The organism is Bradyrhizobium sp. Ken01 (assembly GCF_055807355.1).
In genome coordinates this window covers 65,052-79,789 of record NZ_JBVVPC010000001.1, presented here as the reverse complement: position 1 = coordinate 79,789, position 14,738 = coordinate 65,052, and the positions used below count along the sequence as shown (strand labels likewise).

Here is a 14,738-nt window from a genome sequence, read left to right as displayed (position 1 = left end):
ATTGCGAGCGCTTTTGCTCGCGCATTTCCCGCGTCTTCGTTGCGGGCACATGTTCTGAAGCAGCTCACTTTGTGCTGCGGAGCCGTCCTGTTCGTATGGCTGCTGTCGCTGACCCACGGGTTGGATCTCAGCGCCGGGCTCTTCTGACCGATCGGATTCGACCATGAGCATCATATCAGTTTGGTCCGGAGCGGCCTCTCAGGCTCCCAACCGCCACGTCGAACCGGAATCGCGAGGTATCTTCGCCTTGATCATGTCGGCGCTGCACGCCTCGCGACGGCATCAGGCAGGTCGCGTCCTGCGCCATTACGAGCACTTGCTCACCAACGAACTCAAACATGATGCCGGAGAACGAGAATGATCGTTGCGAATAGGACAACTGAGGCAGGATTGACGGTGCGGTCTCCGCAGCGCAGTGAAATGCGTTGGCTCCTGGCGGTCGCAGCCGCATTCCTCGTCGTCCACATCGTCGCCATGATGATCTGGGGACGCGCGTCGGCGAGCGAGGCCACGGCTCCAGTGCAGCCGACCATATCGCCCTTGTGTGACTAATTGGGTTAGCCCTTCGAGACGACCGCACGGCCGTAGGGCGGCTGGGCCGCAACCGGCGGGTTGGCGGTCTGGGCGGCGAGTTCGCCGATCAGGCGGTCGGCATCGGCGGCCATGCCGTCGGGCGCCTGGATCACCAGCCGCTCCAAACCCCAGCGATAGGACGAGACGCGCTGCTCGAGGCACTGCTGCACCCACTGGATGATCAGCGAATTCTCCTGCATGCGCTCGACCGCGTCCTCCTTCTCCTGCGGCGAGAGGGAGGAGACACGCGCCATGCTGGCATGGCGCTTCTTGTCGAGGTCGATGACGCGAACCGCGGAGGCGAAGAACGGCTCGAAGCGGGTGATGTCGTTGCGCACGTCCTCGATCAGCTGCGCATAGCGCGAGGAGTGCGAACGGTGCGGCTCGTCGATCAGCGTGCGCCCGTACATGGTGCGGTCGAACACGATCCTTTGCCGCCAGGGCGAGGGCAGCGGCTTGTAGTCGCCGAACACGCTCTTCCATGCGGGCCGCGACAGCGGCGGCTCGATCAGCGGATAGGCGAGGTCGCGAAGCTGGCGCTCCTGGTCGGTGAGCTGGAATTGGGATGGCTTCAGGCCGACGCTGGAGGTGACTTCCGCGCCCAGCCAGCGATGCATGTCGTCGCTGCGCATGTCGGCGCGGGTCCGGCCGAAATCGCCGCCGCTACAGGCGGCAAGCGTCGCGCCCAGCAGCGCGAGCATGATGGCCGTTACGACGGACCGGATCTGGCGGAGGTTCTCCGGCATTGCAAAGGCCGAAGGCTAGCGGCGACGACGACGGCGCCCCGGCGCTGTGCCCTGCTCCGGCCCGTGATCGCCGCTGGTTTCGTCGCTCTCGCGCTCGATGCGGATCACGGGAAGGATCAAAATCGTGCCCATGTCCGCGCGCGGAGCCACGTCTCCCGACGCGCTCACCCGGCGACCGGCCGGAAATTCGATGATGGTCCCCATATCAGCTCTCTTCAATTGCCGCGCGACCCGGCGCGCCTCTGCAACATGGGGATCATTAAGATCAGCTCATGGTTAACGGGGTGTAAACGGGCCGGGGGGACCGTAACCGCACGGGCGGGGACCCGCCGTCCCGTTGCGGCACGAGAACGCTTCAAAGCAAGCGTTCGGCTTCACGCCTCGTTTTCCTTAACGAGCCTTTAAAGGAGCTCGCGCTAGGCTGACGGCCAGTATCTCTTCCAGGTCGCGTATCTCTCCATGACCAAGTCGTTGTTTCCAGGATTCGACGGGCTGATGACCCTCTCCCGTCGCGAAGGCGTCGATGTTCGTCCGACGCTGCTGCGCGTGCTGACCGACCTCTATGTCCAGTCGAGCACCCACAGCGACGACGAGCAGCGCCAGTTCGTCGAGCTCGCCACACGACTGATCGACCAGGTCGACGACGCGACGCGCGCGGCCGTCAAGGCGCGGCTTGCGATCTATCCGTCGACGCCCGCCCCGATCATGCAGAAGCTCGGACTGTCGGCCGCGCAGGAGGGCCGCAGGGTTCCGCTCGCGCGCGATATCCCGGCGCCCGCTCCTATCCCCCCTCCGGCCCCCGTGCCGGTTCGCGCCCCAACCGACGCCGAGCTGCGCATGGCCTCGAACATGGCGATGCAGCCAAAGGACGCGGCCGATATCCACGACATGTTCTTCCGCGCCGGCGCCTCCGAGCGCGCGCTGATCCTGCACAATCTGGCGGAGACCCCGCTGAAGGCCGCGCCGCGGATTCCGACCGTGCGCGCCAAGCGCGCGATCCAGATCCTCGAGATGGCGGCGATCGCGGGCGATGTCGAGAATTTCACCTTCGAGCTCGGCGACAGCCTGATCCTGCCCTCGCGCGTCGCAGCCCAGATCGTCGACGATGCAAGCGGCGAAGCGCTCGCGGTCGCCGCGCGCGCGCTCGACATGCCAAGCCCGGTGTTCCAGCGCATCCTGCTGTTCTTCAAGCCGGAGATCGGCAACTCCGTGACCGACGTGTACCGGCTGTCGCGACTTTACGATCGTCTCAGCGACCGCGCGGCGCTGGTGATGCTGGCCGCCTGGCGCGGCTCGACGCTTGCCGTCACCCGTGCAAAGTACCAGCCGTCGCTGCATGACAGCGAGCGCCAGCGCGCGCGTGCAGGCGCAAGCCAGACGCGGCCGGGCGTGCAGCCCGGCTCCGCGCCCGCGGTGCGGACCGGCACCAGCGGATCATCGGATCGCTAGAGGCGAGTGCGACCTGATGCGGTCGCTTGCTCCACAAGCTCGTCATGCCCGGGCTTGTCCCGGGCATCCACGTTCTTCGGTGGCGCAAGCAAGATCGTGGATGGCCAGGACAAGCCCGGCCACGACGACGCAATAGCATCCTGATCAGGTCTTCGCCAGCTCGAGAAAATGCCGCCCGGCGCGGTCTTCGGTCTCGACGATCCAGATGTCGGAGTCGAAGCGGATCTCTTTCGTCAGGCGCTCCTCCACCGCGGGCTCCGGCATCGGCTGCGGCGCAAACGGCACGAAGAAGCGATCGACCGGCCGGCCGTCATCGTACGAGGTCTGCGGCGCCGGCACATAAAGCATCGCATTGCCGTCGAGCAGCGAGACCTTCACGAACACCGCACCCGCCTCCTCCGCGCCGCGACGACGCACCGCGCCGTACACGCCCTCGGTCTGGCACCGGCGCAGATAGGCTGAGACCCAGATGTTTGATTTCAAACGCATGCGCGCACGATAAGCCAGCGCGGCAATGAGCACCAGCCTTCGGGCTTCGGTCTCGGCGAAGCGTAACGACTATTCGACCGGGTGGCCGATCGCGGCGCCGAGCTCGCGGAGCAGGCGGTCGGACAGCTGGCCGGTGACCTGCATCTTGTGCTCGCGCTCGAATTTCTGGATCGCGGACTGGGTCTCGGCGCCCATCGCGCCTGTGATCTTCAAATTCCCGTAGCCGTATTCGGACAGCGCGCGCTGCACGCCGGCGATGCGCCGCGCGGCCGAGCCCTGATGCACGGGGATCGGCGCCGGCGGACGCGCGACGGCGGGCGGCGCCGAAATCGTTTGCTTGACCAGATTGGTCATGGGATCGCCCGAGCGCGGCGTCGATGCGGTCGCCTCGACGGGCCTCTCCGGCGGCTTGTCCGCAGGTCTGGGCTCGGCAGATCTGGACTCAGCACGAAACTCCGTCGCTCTCGGCTCGAGCGGCGAGGTATCGGCCCCGACGGGACGCGAACGGGGCAAAGGGTTCGACAGCGCCAGGGACGACGGTGCGGGAAGATTGATCACGGTGCCGAACATCGGCGCCGGATGCCGGCCGGTCTGGAGGAACAGTGCATTGGCAACGATCGCGCCGATGGCGGCAACGGCGACGAGACCGGCCAGGGTATCCTTGGGGCTATGCAGCAGCACGCGCAGCACGAGATTGCGCTCGGTCTCGACATCGATCACCGCAGCCTTGGCGCCGCGGCGGCGCGGAGCGGCTTCGTTCTTGGCGGACTTCTTAGGCACTTTTCTTCACCAGAGCGGGTTGGTCCTGAACTTGGTCGTGAGAATGGTCCTGCAGTTGCTGGTCCTGAAGTTCCTGGCGCAGCATCGGCGTCAAGGTCGCGATCTTGCTCTCGCTCGCCTTGCTGTCGGACATCCTGGCCTCAGAAGTTTTGGCATCAAAAGTTTTGGCTTGCGGCGTGTAGACGAGCGGCAGCTTGACGGTGACGGCAGTACCCTCGCCGAGCCTGCTTTGTACCGTCAATTCGCCGAGATGCAACGCCACCAGGCTCTTCACGATCGAAAGTCCGAGGCCGGTGCCTTCGTGACGGCGCTGATAAGTCTTGCCGGCCTGGAAGAACGGCGCGCCGATGCGCTTGAGATCGTCAGGTGCGATACCGATTCCGGTGTCGCTGACGCGTAGCGCAAGCTGCGAGCCCGAGACCGCTGCCGTGACGGTGACCTGACCGCCGCGCTCGGTGAACTTGACCGCGTTGGCGACGAGGTTGAGCACGATCTGCTTGAAGGCACGCGGATCGCCGGTCATGACAGGCAGGTCCTGCGGCGCATCGGTGACGAGATCGACGCCGTTCTCCCGCGCCTTCAGCGCCAGCAGATTGCAGCAATGCATCAATGATGCACGCGGCGCGAACGGTTCCGACGCCATCTCGAAATTACCTGATTCCATCTTGGACATGTCCAGGATGCCGTTGACGACCGAGAGCAGATGTTGGCCGGAATCGTTGATGAGCTGGGCGTATTCCCTCCGCTGGGCCGCGCCCAACATCAAGGTCTGCTCCTGCGTGATCATCTCGGAGAAGCCTATGATGGCGTTGAGCGGCGTGCGCAGCTCATGGCTCATGGTGGCGAGGAAGCGCGTCTTGGCGGCGTCGGCCGCCTCTGCAGCGCTGCGCGCCTGATCGAACGCCTGCTCGGAGAGCTTGCGGTCGCTGACATCGCGCATCACGGCGACGACATCGGCCTCGCGCGTGGCATCACGGCCCAGATCCTGATCGAGCGGGCGGCAGCGCATCTCGACCCAGATGAAATCAACCTGGCCGCGCTCCGAGCCGGCACGCTCCCGGCGCAACCGGAACTCGACGCTGCGCACGTCGCCGCGCGCGGCATCGGACAGCGCCGTCAGATACGCCGGGCGATCGGCGACATGGACGCGATCGAACAGGCCGTGGCCGAGCAGTTGCGCGACGGGCACGCCGAGCATGGCTTCCACCGCCGGTGAAATGAACTGCACCGCGCCGTTGCGCTGATGCCGCGAGATGACGTCGCTCATGTTCCGCGCCAGGAGGCGGTAACGCTCTTCCTCGCGCGACAGCAGCGCAACGCTGGTGCGCGCGAGCGATTCCGCACCGAAGGCGAGGCCCGCGGCATAGAGCGTCGCCGAGGCGACGCCGAACGCCATCAGCACGCCGCGTTCCGCGGCGCTGGTGTCGCCAATCGGCAGCCAGCCGAGCTGGCTGACGAGGATCAGGATGCCGGCGCAGGACAGCGCCAGCAGCGAGGCAAAGGCCGCGACTCGTCGGGAGGCCGACAACGCGGCTTCGAGGGGAACCACGACCAGCCAGATCGCGGCGAAGGATTCGATGCCGCCGGTCGTCACCGCAACCGCCATGATCAGGCCCGTGAGCGCGAGCGACGACAGCACATGCGCGCCTTCATAACGGCCGGTGCGCGACAGGAACCAGGACAACAGGATCGGCGCGATCAGCCAGGCGAAGGCAGCGACCTCGATCGCGCTCGGCGCGCCGCGCATGGCGAGATAGACCGGGAATGCGGCGAAGGCGGCCAGGCTGCCGAGCAGCCGCGGGGCCATGAAGGCACGATGGCGCGCTCGCGTCAGCGCGTCGTAACGCGCGGAGGGATGCAGCAGCGCATCGAGACAATCGCGGATGATACTCAAAACTGTCACGGGTCTCGCGCTTCGGCTCATTCGTCGGGAAGACGCGCCGGAACGCCTCCTTATCGTTGAGCCACCGTGTCAGAGCGACCTTAAACGAACACTAAGGCAGCGCGGCGCGCCGCCGGACACCGCGTCATCGCAGGGCTTTTTAGACGATTTGACGACGTCATCGGCGGGGATGGTGAACACAGGGTTTCACCGTGATCCGCATGGTTTCGAAATGATGGACGGGCGTGGCGGCAGAATAACGGGCGTGGTCGTCAATCGAAAATTTACGACACGGTCGATTGCAAAGATTCTTGAGTCAATTTTCTGCGAATTAAGCGGAAGGCAATCACTTGCGATTTATCGAGAGTTGCTAGGTCCGACATCCGCGGAGATCGCCGCGGCGGGCTCTAACATACAGGTCGCAAGATGCGCTTTCTGCTTCGCATCACATTCTGGCTCGGGCTGGTGCTGGTGCTCCTGCCGCGGGACAAGACGCCCGAATCGGACAAGCTGCCGCAGATCGGCGCTGCCGACGCGGTGCAGGCTGCGACCGCGGCCGTCTCCGACATGACCCAGTTCTGCAAGCGCCAGCCGGCAGCCTGCGAGGTCGGCGGACAGGCCGCGACCATCATCGGCCAGCGCGCGCAGGACGGCGCGAAGAAGATCTACCAGATCATCAACGACAAGAAAGAGCAGCTCGAGAAGACCGACAAGAAGGCGCCCGACCACACCGGCTCGATCGCGCTGGCCGGCGAAGGCGATACCGCAACCAGCGAGGCGCCGCGCGACACCCTGTCCCAGGACGACCTCGCGCTGGAATGGCGCGGCCCGGCGCCCGCGACGGCGAATTAGCGCCCAAACCCTATCGATTTCGGCGCTTTGCGTCCCTATATTGGCCTGAACGGGAACTTTGGGCCAAGCATGACGACGATCGACGAAATCAGGGATAATTTCGAGATTCTGGATGAGTGGGACGACCGCTATCGGTATGTCATCGAGCTCGGCCGCACCCTGGAACCGATGTCCGAGGCCGAGCATTCGGCCGAGAACAAGGTGAATGGCTGTGTCAGCCAGGTCTGGCTTCAGAAGCTGATCGATCATCGCGATGGCGGCCCGCCGGTCCTGAGATATCGCGGCGACAGTGACGCCCACATCGTGCGCGGGCTGGTCGCGATCGTGCTGTCGCTTTACTCCGGCCGCACGCCGCAGGAGATTCTTGCGACCGACGCCATTGCCGTATTCGACGAGTTCGGCTTTCGCGATCATCTGACGCCGCAGCGTTCCAACGGCCTGCGCTCGATGGTCGAGCGCATCAAGACGGACGCGAAAGAGGCGCTCGCGGAAGCGTCGTAGAAATTCTACTTCCGCTTCCGCTGCTGCTGTCCCAGTCCCATCTGCTTCGCAAGCTGTGAGCGGGCCACCGCATAGTTTGGCGCGACCATGGGATAATCGGCCGGCAGGCCCCATTTCTCGCGATATTGCTCCGGGGTCATGTTGTACTGGGTACGCAGATGGCGCTTCAGCGACTTGAAGCGCTTGCCGTCTTCCAGACAGACCAGATAATCGGGCGCGATCGACTTCTTCAGCGAGACCGCCGGCTTCGCCGGCTCGAGCGGCGCCGTCTCGGTGCGGCCTGACGAAACGCGCACCAGCGCGCCATGCACCTGGCTGATCAGGTTCGGAATCTCAGCCGCAGGTGTCGGATTGTTGCTGAGATAGGCAGACACGATGCCCGCCGTCAGCTCAACGAAATTCTTGGCCCCGGCATCCGACATCGGCCCCGCCTTTCTCCACCTTGCGTCTCACGGGAGAGACGACGTCAGAGTATTCCGTGTCAACAATACGTACGGCTGAAATGGAACGACTAACGATTATGGGCTGATTTACCGACGACGCAACAAGAACGCCAGCGCTTTACTTGGCTGCGCCAGATTTGCCTGCACCAGCTCTCAAGCGCCACGCTGGTCAAGGTGGGAGCGCAGTTCGTCGATTGAGGCAAAGCGCATCATCCCCTCCGGCATCTGGGCTTCGATCGAGCCGTCGGAATAGAGCGAATAAGCCATGCCGTCGACGATGCCGGACTTGAGCACGGTCACGGGCGCCTGTTCGGCCGCGGCCGCCGGCTCGGGTGCGGGCGGCGGAGCAGTCTCAGCGAAGGTCGACGGCGAGCGCGGCGGCGGGCGCCGCGCGGCGGGCGGCGGCTCCGGAGGCCTCACACGGTCCGGCTTCGGCCAGGCGTCGTCAAAGCTCGCAGGCGGACTCTCCGGCGCGGCAGGCTCTGCTGGCGGCTCGGCATGCGGCAGCGGCGGCAAGCCCTCGCCGGTCTTCGCCTCCGCGCGCTCGCGCTCCTTGCGGGAGGTCGAGGCGAACATCAGGTTGCGCCGGCGCGGCGGTTCCGGAACTTCAGGCGGGCTCGGAGCCTCCGGCGCTGGCGGAGGCTCGACGCGCGGACGCTCGCGCGCGGCTGCCTCGTTCTGCCACGGCGGCGGTCCTGCGGGCGGCAATGGCGGCGCCGGCTCGATCTTCTCTGCGCCCGCCGGCTCAGCAGGCACGGGGCCAGGCGTTCCAGCCATCCCGAGACCCGGCAGCACGGGCCTGACCCGAACGTCGGACTGTGCAATGGATCCAGCCAACCGGCGGGCCATGCCCTTCAATTCCGCGACCACGACGTAGAGGCCGGCCAGTAACATTCCGGAGCAGACGCCGATGGTGCCGGAGATTATGAGGGTACTGCCGAGACTGAATTCCCTGACGGTGAAGCCGAACAGGATCGCAAGGAGGCCCGCCAAAACGGCGAAAATCCCCGCGATCAACAATGCCAACGCCATCGAACTCACCCCCGGCCGCGCAGCCATACGCGACCCTCGTCACGCCACGATACCGTCATCCGGTGTTCCACGCCAACGTCGAATTATAGCCTGCGTTCCTAAAGGAAAGGAAATCAGAGACTTATTCACATTCCCTTCAGCTACGGCTCACTACTTTTAAGCTGCTCTCGCGTTGGTCGGATTTGCTGCGTTGCATCAGGAATTTAGCCATAATGCCCAATTACTTGGTAATGGAACTGCGCTATAGGGATTCCGGGGAGCAGGCCCGCGCGCACCAGCAGGGCCAAGAGGGGATTCCGGGTCACCAATAGCCATGACATCCATCACGACTTCGGCGATCGACACGCCTCTGCGGCGCTCGGTTGAACGGACTTGCGACGATCTCGCCATGCTGGTGCTGGCTGCGGTCGCCGTCATTGCAGGCTTGACCTTCCGCGACTACGGGCTCGGCTGGGACGACTACACCCACGCCGAATATGCCGACCTGCTGCTGCGCATGTTCGGTTCCGGTTTCAAGGACACCGCGGCACTCTCCTTCGCCAACCTCTACATGTATGGCGGCGGCTTCGACATGGTCGCGGCCCTCCTGCACAAGGTGATCCCGCTCGAGCTGTTCGAGACGCGTCGTCTGGTGGGCGCCGTCGTCGGCGTGATCGGACTTGCGGTGACGTGGCGGCTCGGCCGCCGTGTCGGCGGTCCCCTTGCGGGACTTGCCTCACTCTTGCTGCTCGCGCTCTGCCCGATCTTCTACGGCCACATGTTCATGAACCCGAAGGATGCGCCCTTCGCGGTGGCCATGATCATCCTGATGCTCGGCCTCGTCCGCCTTGCCGAGGAATATCCGCAGCCGTCGCCGCGCACGATCCTGATCGTCGGCCTTGGTGCCGGCCTCTCGCTCGGCACCCGCATCCTCGGCGGCCTTGCGCTGGTCTATGCCGTGATCGGCTTCATGCCGCTGTTCCTGGAGGAACTGCGCACCGAGGGCCTGCGTGAATCGGTCCGACGCTTCGCTCATGTCGTCTACGTGCTGCTGCCCGGCCTCGTGCTCGGCTACCTCGTGATGGGGCTGATCTGGCCGTGGTCAATCATGGAGCCCGGCAATCCCTTCGAGGCGCTGACCTACTTCTCGCACTTCTTCGAGAAGCCCTGGAAGGAGATGTTCGACGGCGCGATCGTATCCGTGCCCGACATGCCCTGGTCCTATTTGCCGACGCTGTTCGCACTTCAGTTGCCCGAGGTGATGCTGGTGCTGATGTTGGGCGCCGTGATCGGCACCTTCGCACTGCTGCCGCGCCGCGAGGTTCCAGCCCGCCGCAAGACCATCCTGCTGATGCTCACGCTCGCCGCGACGCTGCCGCTGGCGATCGCGATGGTGAAGCGGCCGGCGCTGTACAACGGCATTCGCCATTTCGTCTTCGTGATCCCGCCGATGGCGGTGCTCGGCGGCGTCGCCTTTGGCTGGGCCATGGAGCGCCTGCGCGCCAATCACCGCACCTGGCAGCCGGTCGTGCTCGCCACCTTCTGCTTTGGCTTGGCGCTTTCGCTCGCCGAGATGATCCGGCTGCATCCCTATCAATACACCCACTTCAACCACATCGCCGGCACCGTGCGCGGCGCCGACGACCGCTTCATGCTGGATTATTGGGGCCTCGCGTTGAAGCAGGCCTCGGACGAATTGCGCGAGCAGCTGGTCGAACGCCAGGAAGTGCCGCCGCGCAACCGCAAATGGAAGGTCGCCGTGTGCGGTCCGCAGCGCCCCGCCCAGGTCGCGCTCGGCCCCGATTTCACCATCGGCTGGGATTCCAATGCCGCCGATTTCGCCATGACGCTCGGTGAATTCTACTGCAAGGGCCTCACCGCACCCGTGCTGGTCGAGATCAAGCGCGACGACGTGGTGTTCGCCCGCGTCTACGACATCCGCGGCAGCAGCATTTCCAGCCTGCTCTCGATTCCGGCGCCGTAATAAATTCCTCCGGACCGTAGCCCGGATGAGCGCCAGCGACATCCGGGGCCTATCAGGCAGCCCCGCATGTCGCTTCGCTCATGCGGGCTACGCTGGACTGCCGCGCTTTGTGTGCCTTGCTGGCAGCTCGCGGCAAGACTACGCTCCCTCCCGCAACAACGATGTTCGGAGAGATCAGCCATGTCGCCAGCGGAAGCGCGCCTGAAGGAAGTGCCGTCGAACATGACGGAGGCCGAGTGGCAGCAACGGGTCAATCTCGCCGCCTGCTATCGCCTCGTCTCGCTCTACGGCTGGGACGATTTGGTCGACACCCACATCTCCGCGCGCGTGCCCGGCCCCGACCATCATTTCCTCATCAACCCCTACGGGCTGATGTTCGACGAGATCACGGCGTCGAGCCTCGTCAAGGTCGACCTGCACGGCAACCAGCTCTCCGAGAGCGAGTACAGCATCAACCCCGCCGGCTTCACCATCCACTCGGCGATCCACGAGGTGCGCGAAGACGCCATCTGCGTGCTGCATCTCCACACCCTCGACGGCACCGCGGTCTCGAGCAGCGCCGAAGGCCTGCTGCCGCTGAACCAGACCGCCCAGCTCGTCACCCACGACCTCGCCTATCACGACTACGAAGGCATCGCGCTCGACCACGACGAGCGGCCGCGGCTGCAGAAGGACCTCGGCGACCACAACCACATGCTGCTGCGCAACCACGGCACGATGACGGTCGGCCGTTCGGTGGCCTCGGCCTTCGAGCGCATGTATCACCTCGAGCGGGCCTGCTCGATGCAGGTGCGGACCCGCGCGCTGGGCACGCCTATCTATCCGGTCGAGGAGATTGCGATCGAGAAGAACACCGAGCTGCTCGCCAACCGCGACCGCGCCGAGCTGCGCGCGACCAAGCTGGTATGGCCGCCGCTGCTTCGCAAGCTGGACCGCGAGCTTCCGGGCTACCGGTCTTGAGATTTTCGGGATTTGGTGTAGGGTAGCGCTCAACGAACCTCTACGCCTTTTGGAATGAAACGCCGCCCAATTCCGGGCGGCGTTTTTATTTGGCCCCGCCATTGCGAGGAGCGAAGCGACGAAGCAATCCAGGCTGTCTCCGCGGAGAGATTTCTGGATTGCTTCACTACGCTCGCAATGACGAGGATAGAGAGCTGCGCCTACTTCACCTCCGCCAGCGCCGCGAGGATGCGCGCCCAGGAACGGATGCCTTTCTGGAAGCTGCGGAGGTCGTACTTCTCGTTCGGCGAGTGAATGTTGTCGTCGTCGAGGCCGAAACCGACGAGCAGCGAGTCGAGCCCCAGCGCGCGCTTGAAGTCGGCGACGATCGGGATCGAGGCGCCCGATCCCATCAGCACGGTCTCCTTGCCCCATTCCTCGGTCAGCGCGGTCTTGGCCGCGGCGAGCGGCTTCATGTTCCAGTCGAGCGCAATCGCGGGCCCGGCAGAATGGTCGCCGAACTCGACCTTGCAGTCTCCCGGAATGCGCGCCGTCACGTACTCGCGGAAAGCCTTGCGGATCTTTTGCGGATCCTGGCCTTCGACCAATCGGAACGAGACCTTGGCCGACGCGTGCGACGGGATCACCGTCTTCGAGCCCTCACCGATGTAACCGCCCCAAATGCCGTTGACGTCGCAGGTCGGACGCGTGGAAGCCTGCTCGACCAGGAGCCTGCCCTTCTCGCCTGCCGGTATCGATAGCCCAACGGGTTTGAGGAACGTGTCTGGTGTGAAGTCGAGCTTCTTCCACTGCGCGAGAATATCCGGCGGGGTGTCCTTCACCCCGTCATAGAAGCCGGGAATGGTGATATGGTTGTCATCGTCGAACAGCCCGCCGAGAATTTTGGTCAGCACCCGGATCGGGTTCATCGCGCTGCCGCCGAACACGCCGGAATGCAGGTCGCGATTGGCGGCGGTGATCTTGAGCTCCTCATAGAGCAGACCGCGCAGCGAGGTCGTGATCGCCGGCGTGTCGCGGTCCCACATGCCGGTGTCGCACACCAGCACGTAGTCCGCCCTAAACTCGTCCTTGTTGGCTTCGATGAAGGGCACGAAGTTCTTCGAGCCGACTTCTTCCTCGCCTTCGATCAGGAAAGTGACGTCGATCGGCAGCGACCCCGTCACCTTCTTCCAGGCGCGGCAGGCCTCGACGAAGGTCATGACCTGGCCCTTGTCGTCCTCGGCGCCGCGCGCCACGATGATCTTGCGGCCATCGGCATGGTCGGTCACAACAGGCTCGAACGGCGGACGGTGCCAGAGCTCGAGCGGATCGACCGGCTGCACGTCATAGTGGCCGTAGAACAGAACATGCGGCCGGCCGCCTGCGACGCTCTTGCCGACGACCGCGGGATAGCCGGCGGTCGGCCTCACTTCAGTCGCAACGCCGAGGCTCGCGATGTCCCTGGCAAGATGCTCGGCCGCCGCCTTGCAATCGGCCGCGAAGGCCGGATCGGCGGAGATCGACTTGATCCGCAACAGCGAGAACAGGCGCTCCAGGCTGTTGTCGAACTCCTTGTCGATGTGGTCGAGCACCGATTGAAGCTGCGCATTTGGCATTGGTCGTATTCCCTGCGTTCGAATCCCAAGACGTCGGGACTCAAGAAGTCTCTCAAGAACTATCGGCTTTTAGCGCTCCCGCGGCGTTGGGGCCAGCCGCAACCGGCGGATGCCGGATGTGCCATGCGAGACTAGCTGCGAGAATCGCGGTGGCGACGAGGTTATTGCCCCAGGCCTGGAAGACATTGGGAAACCACGGCAGCGCCAGCAGCATGAGGATGCCGGCGGCGCCAAGGGCGAGCCAGGTTCCCAGCCTCACGTTCGCCCGCTCGTCGAAGGCGGCACGATGCATCAGCACCGTCATCGGGAAGAACAGCCACATGAAATAGTATTGCCGCGCCAGCGGCGATGCCACCGTCATCAGGCAGAATAGAATGCCGAGCTCCTCGGCGTCCGAGCGCGCCGTACGCCGCGCTTGCCCTGGCATGACCGCGACGAAGCCGAGTCCGAGCAACGCCGACAGCGCCAGCACGATCCAGTTCGCCGTCCTGTAATCAACGTCGATGACATTCATCGTGCGCGGCCGCTTGTTGGGATCCTCCTGATTGTAGTTGATGGGCCGGACCAGCCGGTGCGTGACAGCAATCAGTGACTGGTTCACCCACGACCAGTTCTGCTCGTCGCGCTGGCCAAATCCTTTTTCCGAACTCGACCCGACCATGCCCTGATACCAGGTCTTGACCTCGGCGGCGTTGCGCTCGAAGCCGCGAATGGGGCCCGGCACGATATAGAGAAGTATGCCGGTGAGGGCGACTGTCGCGACGGCGGCTCCCCAGTTTCGCCGCCAGACCAGATAGGGCAGCACCGCAATGGGAAACACCTTGATGGCGGTGGCGAGCGCGAACATGAAGCCTGCGAGCCAGGAGCGCTGATGCTGCAAGCTCCAGAAGCCGTAGAGCATCATCGCTAGCAGGACGAGGTTCGGCTGGCCGAGATCGAACATGTCGAACACGAAAGTCACGGTGACGAGAGCGGGCAGCGCCTCCAGCCAGGGGCCGGGCCTGCGGCCCGAACCGGTCATGGCATTGGAGAACATCCCGGTGTACCACCACGCCACAATATTCAGGATCGACAGCACGGTGTAGAGCGCGATCTTGCCGAACCAGCTCGGGATCGCCAGCAGGATTGCCGGCAGCGGTGGGTAGATGAACTCGAAGTACGCATGGATGTCGCCGGGATAGAGCGGCGCACCCTTAAGGACCTGCTGCCCGGCCCAGTACCACAGGCCGTAGTCCTTGGTTTTGCCATGCCCGAAGATCTCGGGACCAAGGACGTCGGCAGCCAGGATGAAGCAGCAGAGCAGGAAGAGCAGGTCGAGCGGCGCACGCAGCGACAGGGTTCGGAATGCGCCGGGTCGAACGAAAGATTCAGGTGAGGTCACAGTGAGGTCCAGTCAGGGGCCATAGCACCTAGCAGACCGACGGACGCTTGGAGAGTCCTGATCACCCGAATTTGTACCCGCCGCGCACAAGC

General features: G+C 64.6%; 15 protein-coding genes. 6 read left to right on the top strand and 9 right to left on the bottom strand.

The genetic code is table 11. The features are described from left to right. Positions 1 to 163 precede the first annotated feature (163 nt). Positions 164 to 361 carry a hypothetical protein gene (locus AC0L3S_RS00350; RefSeq protein ID WP_473263128.1) on the top strand — a complete coding sequence of 66 codons (198 nt, stop codon included), beginning with the start codon at positions 164 to 166 and terminating at the stop codon, positions 359 to 361. 196 nt (positions 362 to 557) lie between these two features. On the opposite strand, the gene AC0L3S_RS00345 is transcribed toward AC0L3S_RS00350, so the two are convergent. Together AC0L3S_RS00345 and AC0L3S_RS00340 are read right to left on the bottom strand one after the other, a co-directional pair. Then, positions 558 to 1,319 (bottom strand): hypothetical protein, encoded by a 762-nt coding sequence (locus AC0L3S_RS00345; RefSeq protein WP_473277730.1) that lies wholly within the window; start codon positions 1,317 to 1,319, stop codon positions 558 to 560. Positions 1,320 to 1,334: 15 nt separating this feature from the next. Next, on the bottom strand, positions 1,335 to 1,523 hold the full coding sequence (locus tag AC0L3S_RS00340; RefSeq protein ID WP_027516916.1) for a hypothetical protein: 189 nt from the start codon (positions 1,521 to 1,523) through the stop codon (positions 1,335 to 1,337). Between the two features lie 255 nt (positions 1,524 to 1,778). Here AC0L3S_RS00340 and AC0L3S_RS00335 point away from each other — a divergent pair, with 255 nt between their 5' ends. After that, positions 1,779 to 2,768, top strand: coding sequence for a DUF2336 domain-containing protein (locus tag AC0L3S_RS00335; protein WP_473263125.1), 990 nt, complete (start codon positions 1,779 to 1,781; stop codon positions 2,766 to 2,768). Between the two features lie 144 nt (positions 2,769 to 2,912). On the opposite strand, the gene AC0L3S_RS00330 is transcribed toward AC0L3S_RS00335, so the two are convergent. The 3 genes from AC0L3S_RS00330 to AC0L3S_RS00320 all read right to left on the bottom strand — a co-directional run bounded on the left by AC0L3S_RS00330 (position 2,913) and on the right by AC0L3S_RS00320 (position 5,961). Beyond that, entirely contained in the window at positions 2,913 to 3,257 is a 345-nt protein-coding gene (locus tag AC0L3S_RS00330) for a DUF1491 family protein (protein WP_473263233.1), read from the bottom strand. Between the two features lie 69 nt (positions 3,258 to 3,326). Next, positions 3,327 to 4,037, bottom strand: a complete 711-nt coding sequence (locus tag AC0L3S_RS00325; RefSeq protein ID WP_473263124.1) for a peptidoglycan-binding domain-containing protein — start codon at positions 4,035 to 4,037, stop codon at positions 3,327 to 3,329. After that, the gene (locus tag AC0L3S_RS00320; protein WP_473277729.1) at positions 4,030 to 5,961 is read right to left on the bottom strand and encodes a PAS domain-containing sensor histidine kinase; all 1,932 of its coding nucleotides are present in this window, start codon (positions 5,959 to 5,961) and stop codon (positions 4,030 to 4,032) included. The genes AC0L3S_RS00325 and AC0L3S_RS00320 overlap by 8 nt, the downstream gene beginning before the upstream one ends. Positions 5,962 to 6,345: 384 nt before the next feature. Between AC0L3S_RS00320 and AC0L3S_RS00315 the strand changes: the two genes are divergently transcribed. Next, positions 6,346 to 6,771: a DUF5330 domain-containing protein gene (locus AC0L3S_RS00315; protein ID WP_007608202.1), complete on the top strand. Its 426-nt coding sequence runs from the start codon at positions 6,346 to 6,348 to the stop codon at positions 6,769 to 6,771. A 69-nt stretch (positions 6,772 to 6,840) separates the two neighbouring features. After that, positions 6,841 to 7,272 carry a SufE family protein gene (locus tag AC0L3S_RS00310; RefSeq protein ID WP_473263120.1) on the top strand — a complete coding sequence of 144 codons (432 nt, stop codon included), beginning with the start codon at positions 6,841 to 6,843 and terminating at the stop codon, positions 7,270 to 7,272. 5 nt (positions 7,273 to 7,277) lie between these two features. Here AC0L3S_RS00310 and AC0L3S_RS00305 read toward each other — a convergent pair whose 3' ends face one another. Together AC0L3S_RS00305 and AC0L3S_RS00300 are read right to left on the bottom strand one after the other, a co-directional pair. After that, positions 7,278 to 7,694 carry a Ros/MucR family transcriptional regulator gene (locus AC0L3S_RS00305; RefSeq protein ID WP_018456864.1) on the bottom strand — a complete coding sequence of 139 codons (417 nt, stop codon included), beginning with the start codon at positions 7,692 to 7,694 and terminating at the stop codon, positions 7,278 to 7,280. 174 nt (positions 7,695 to 7,868) lie between these two features. Continuing rightward, positions 7,869 to 8,747 (bottom strand): DUF308 domain-containing protein, encoded by an 879-nt coding sequence (locus AC0L3S_RS00300; RefSeq protein ID WP_473277728.1) that lies wholly within the window; start codon positions 8,745 to 8,747, stop codon positions 7,869 to 7,871. 313 nt (positions 8,748 to 9,060) lie between these two features. Here AC0L3S_RS00300 and AC0L3S_RS00295 point away from each other — a divergent pair, with 313 nt between their 5' ends. Beyond that, positions 9,061 to 10,710, top strand: a complete 1,650-nt coding sequence (locus AC0L3S_RS00295; protein ID WP_473277727.1) for an ArnT family glycosyltransferase — start codon at positions 9,061 to 9,063, stop codon at positions 10,708 to 10,710. Between the two features lie 180 nt (positions 10,711 to 10,890). After that, positions 10,891 to 11,670: a class II aldolase/adducin family protein gene (locus AC0L3S_RS00290; RefSeq protein WP_473277726.1), complete on the top strand. Its 780-nt coding sequence runs from the start codon at positions 10,891 to 10,893 to the stop codon at positions 11,668 to 11,670. A 200-nt stretch (positions 11,671 to 11,870) separates the two neighbouring features. Here AC0L3S_RS00290 and AC0L3S_RS00285 read toward each other — a convergent pair whose 3' ends face one another. After that, entirely contained in the window at positions 11,871 to 13,265 is a 1,395-nt protein-coding gene (locus tag AC0L3S_RS00285) for a M20/M25/M40 family metallo-hydrolase (protein ID WP_473277725.1), read from the bottom strand. 52 nt (positions 13,266 to 13,317) lie between these two features. Beyond that, positions 13,318 to 14,646: a glycosyltransferase family 87 protein gene (locus AC0L3S_RS00280; RefSeq protein ID WP_473277724.1), complete on the bottom strand. Its 1,329-nt coding sequence runs from the start codon at positions 14,644 to 14,646 to the stop codon at positions 13,318 to 13,320. Positions 14,647 to 14,738 lie beyond the last annotated feature (92 nt).

What these genes read in the sequence shown, in the direction of transcription:
- AC0L3S_RS00285 (WP_473277725.1), bottom strand. Translation starts at nt 13,265, where the DNA reads ATGCCAAATGCGCAGCTTCAATCGGTGCTCGACCACATCGACAAGGAG.
- AC0L3S_RS00350 (WP_473263128.1), top strand. Translation starts at nt 164, where the DNA reads ATGAGCATCATATCAGTTTGGTCCGGAGCGGCCTCTCAGGCTCCCAAC.
- AC0L3S_RS00330 (WP_473263233.1), bottom strand. Translation starts at nt 3,257, where the DNA reads ATGCGTTTGAAATCAAACATCTGGGTCTCAGCCTATCTGCGCCGGTGC.
- AC0L3S_RS00335 (WP_473263125.1), top strand. Translation starts at nt 1,779, where the DNA reads ATGACCAAGTCGTTGTTTCCAGGATTCGACGGGCTGATGACCCTCTCC.
- AC0L3S_RS00295 (WP_473277727.1), top strand. Translation starts at nt 9,061, where the DNA reads ATGACATCCATCACGACTTCGGCGATCGACACGCCTCTGCGGCGCTCG.
- AC0L3S_RS00340 (WP_027516916.1), bottom strand. Translation starts at nt 1,523, where the DNA reads ATGGGGACCATCATCGAATTTCCGGCCGGTCGCCGGGTGAGCGCGTCG.
- AC0L3S_RS00290 (WP_473277726.1), top strand. Translation starts at nt 10,891, where the DNA reads ATGTCGCCAGCGGAAGCGCGCCTGAAGGAAGTGCCGTCGAACATGACG.
- AC0L3S_RS00315 (WP_007608202.1), top strand. Translation starts at nt 6,346, where the DNA reads ATGCGCTTTCTGCTTCGCATCACATTCTGGCTCGGGCTGGTGCTGGTG.
- AC0L3S_RS00310 (WP_473263120.1), top strand. Translation starts at nt 6,841, where the DNA reads ATGACGACGATCGACGAAATCAGGGATAATTTCGAGATTCTGGATGAG.
- AC0L3S_RS00305 (WP_018456864.1), bottom strand. Translation starts at nt 7,694, where the DNA reads ATGTCGGATGCCGGGGCCAAGAATTTCGTTGAGCTGACGGCGGGCATC.
- AC0L3S_RS00320 (WP_473277729.1), bottom strand. Translation starts at nt 5,961, where the DNA reads ATGAGCCGAAGCGCGAGACCCGTGACAGTTTTGAGTATCATCCGCGAT.
- AC0L3S_RS00300 (WP_473277728.1), bottom strand. Translation starts at nt 8,747, where the DNA reads ATGGCGTTGGCATTGTTGATCGCGGGGATTTTCGCCGTTTTGGCGGGC.
- AC0L3S_RS00345 (WP_473277730.1), bottom strand. Translation starts at nt 1,319, where the DNA reads ATGCCGGAGAACCTCCGCCAGATCCGGTCCGTCGTAACGGCCATCATG.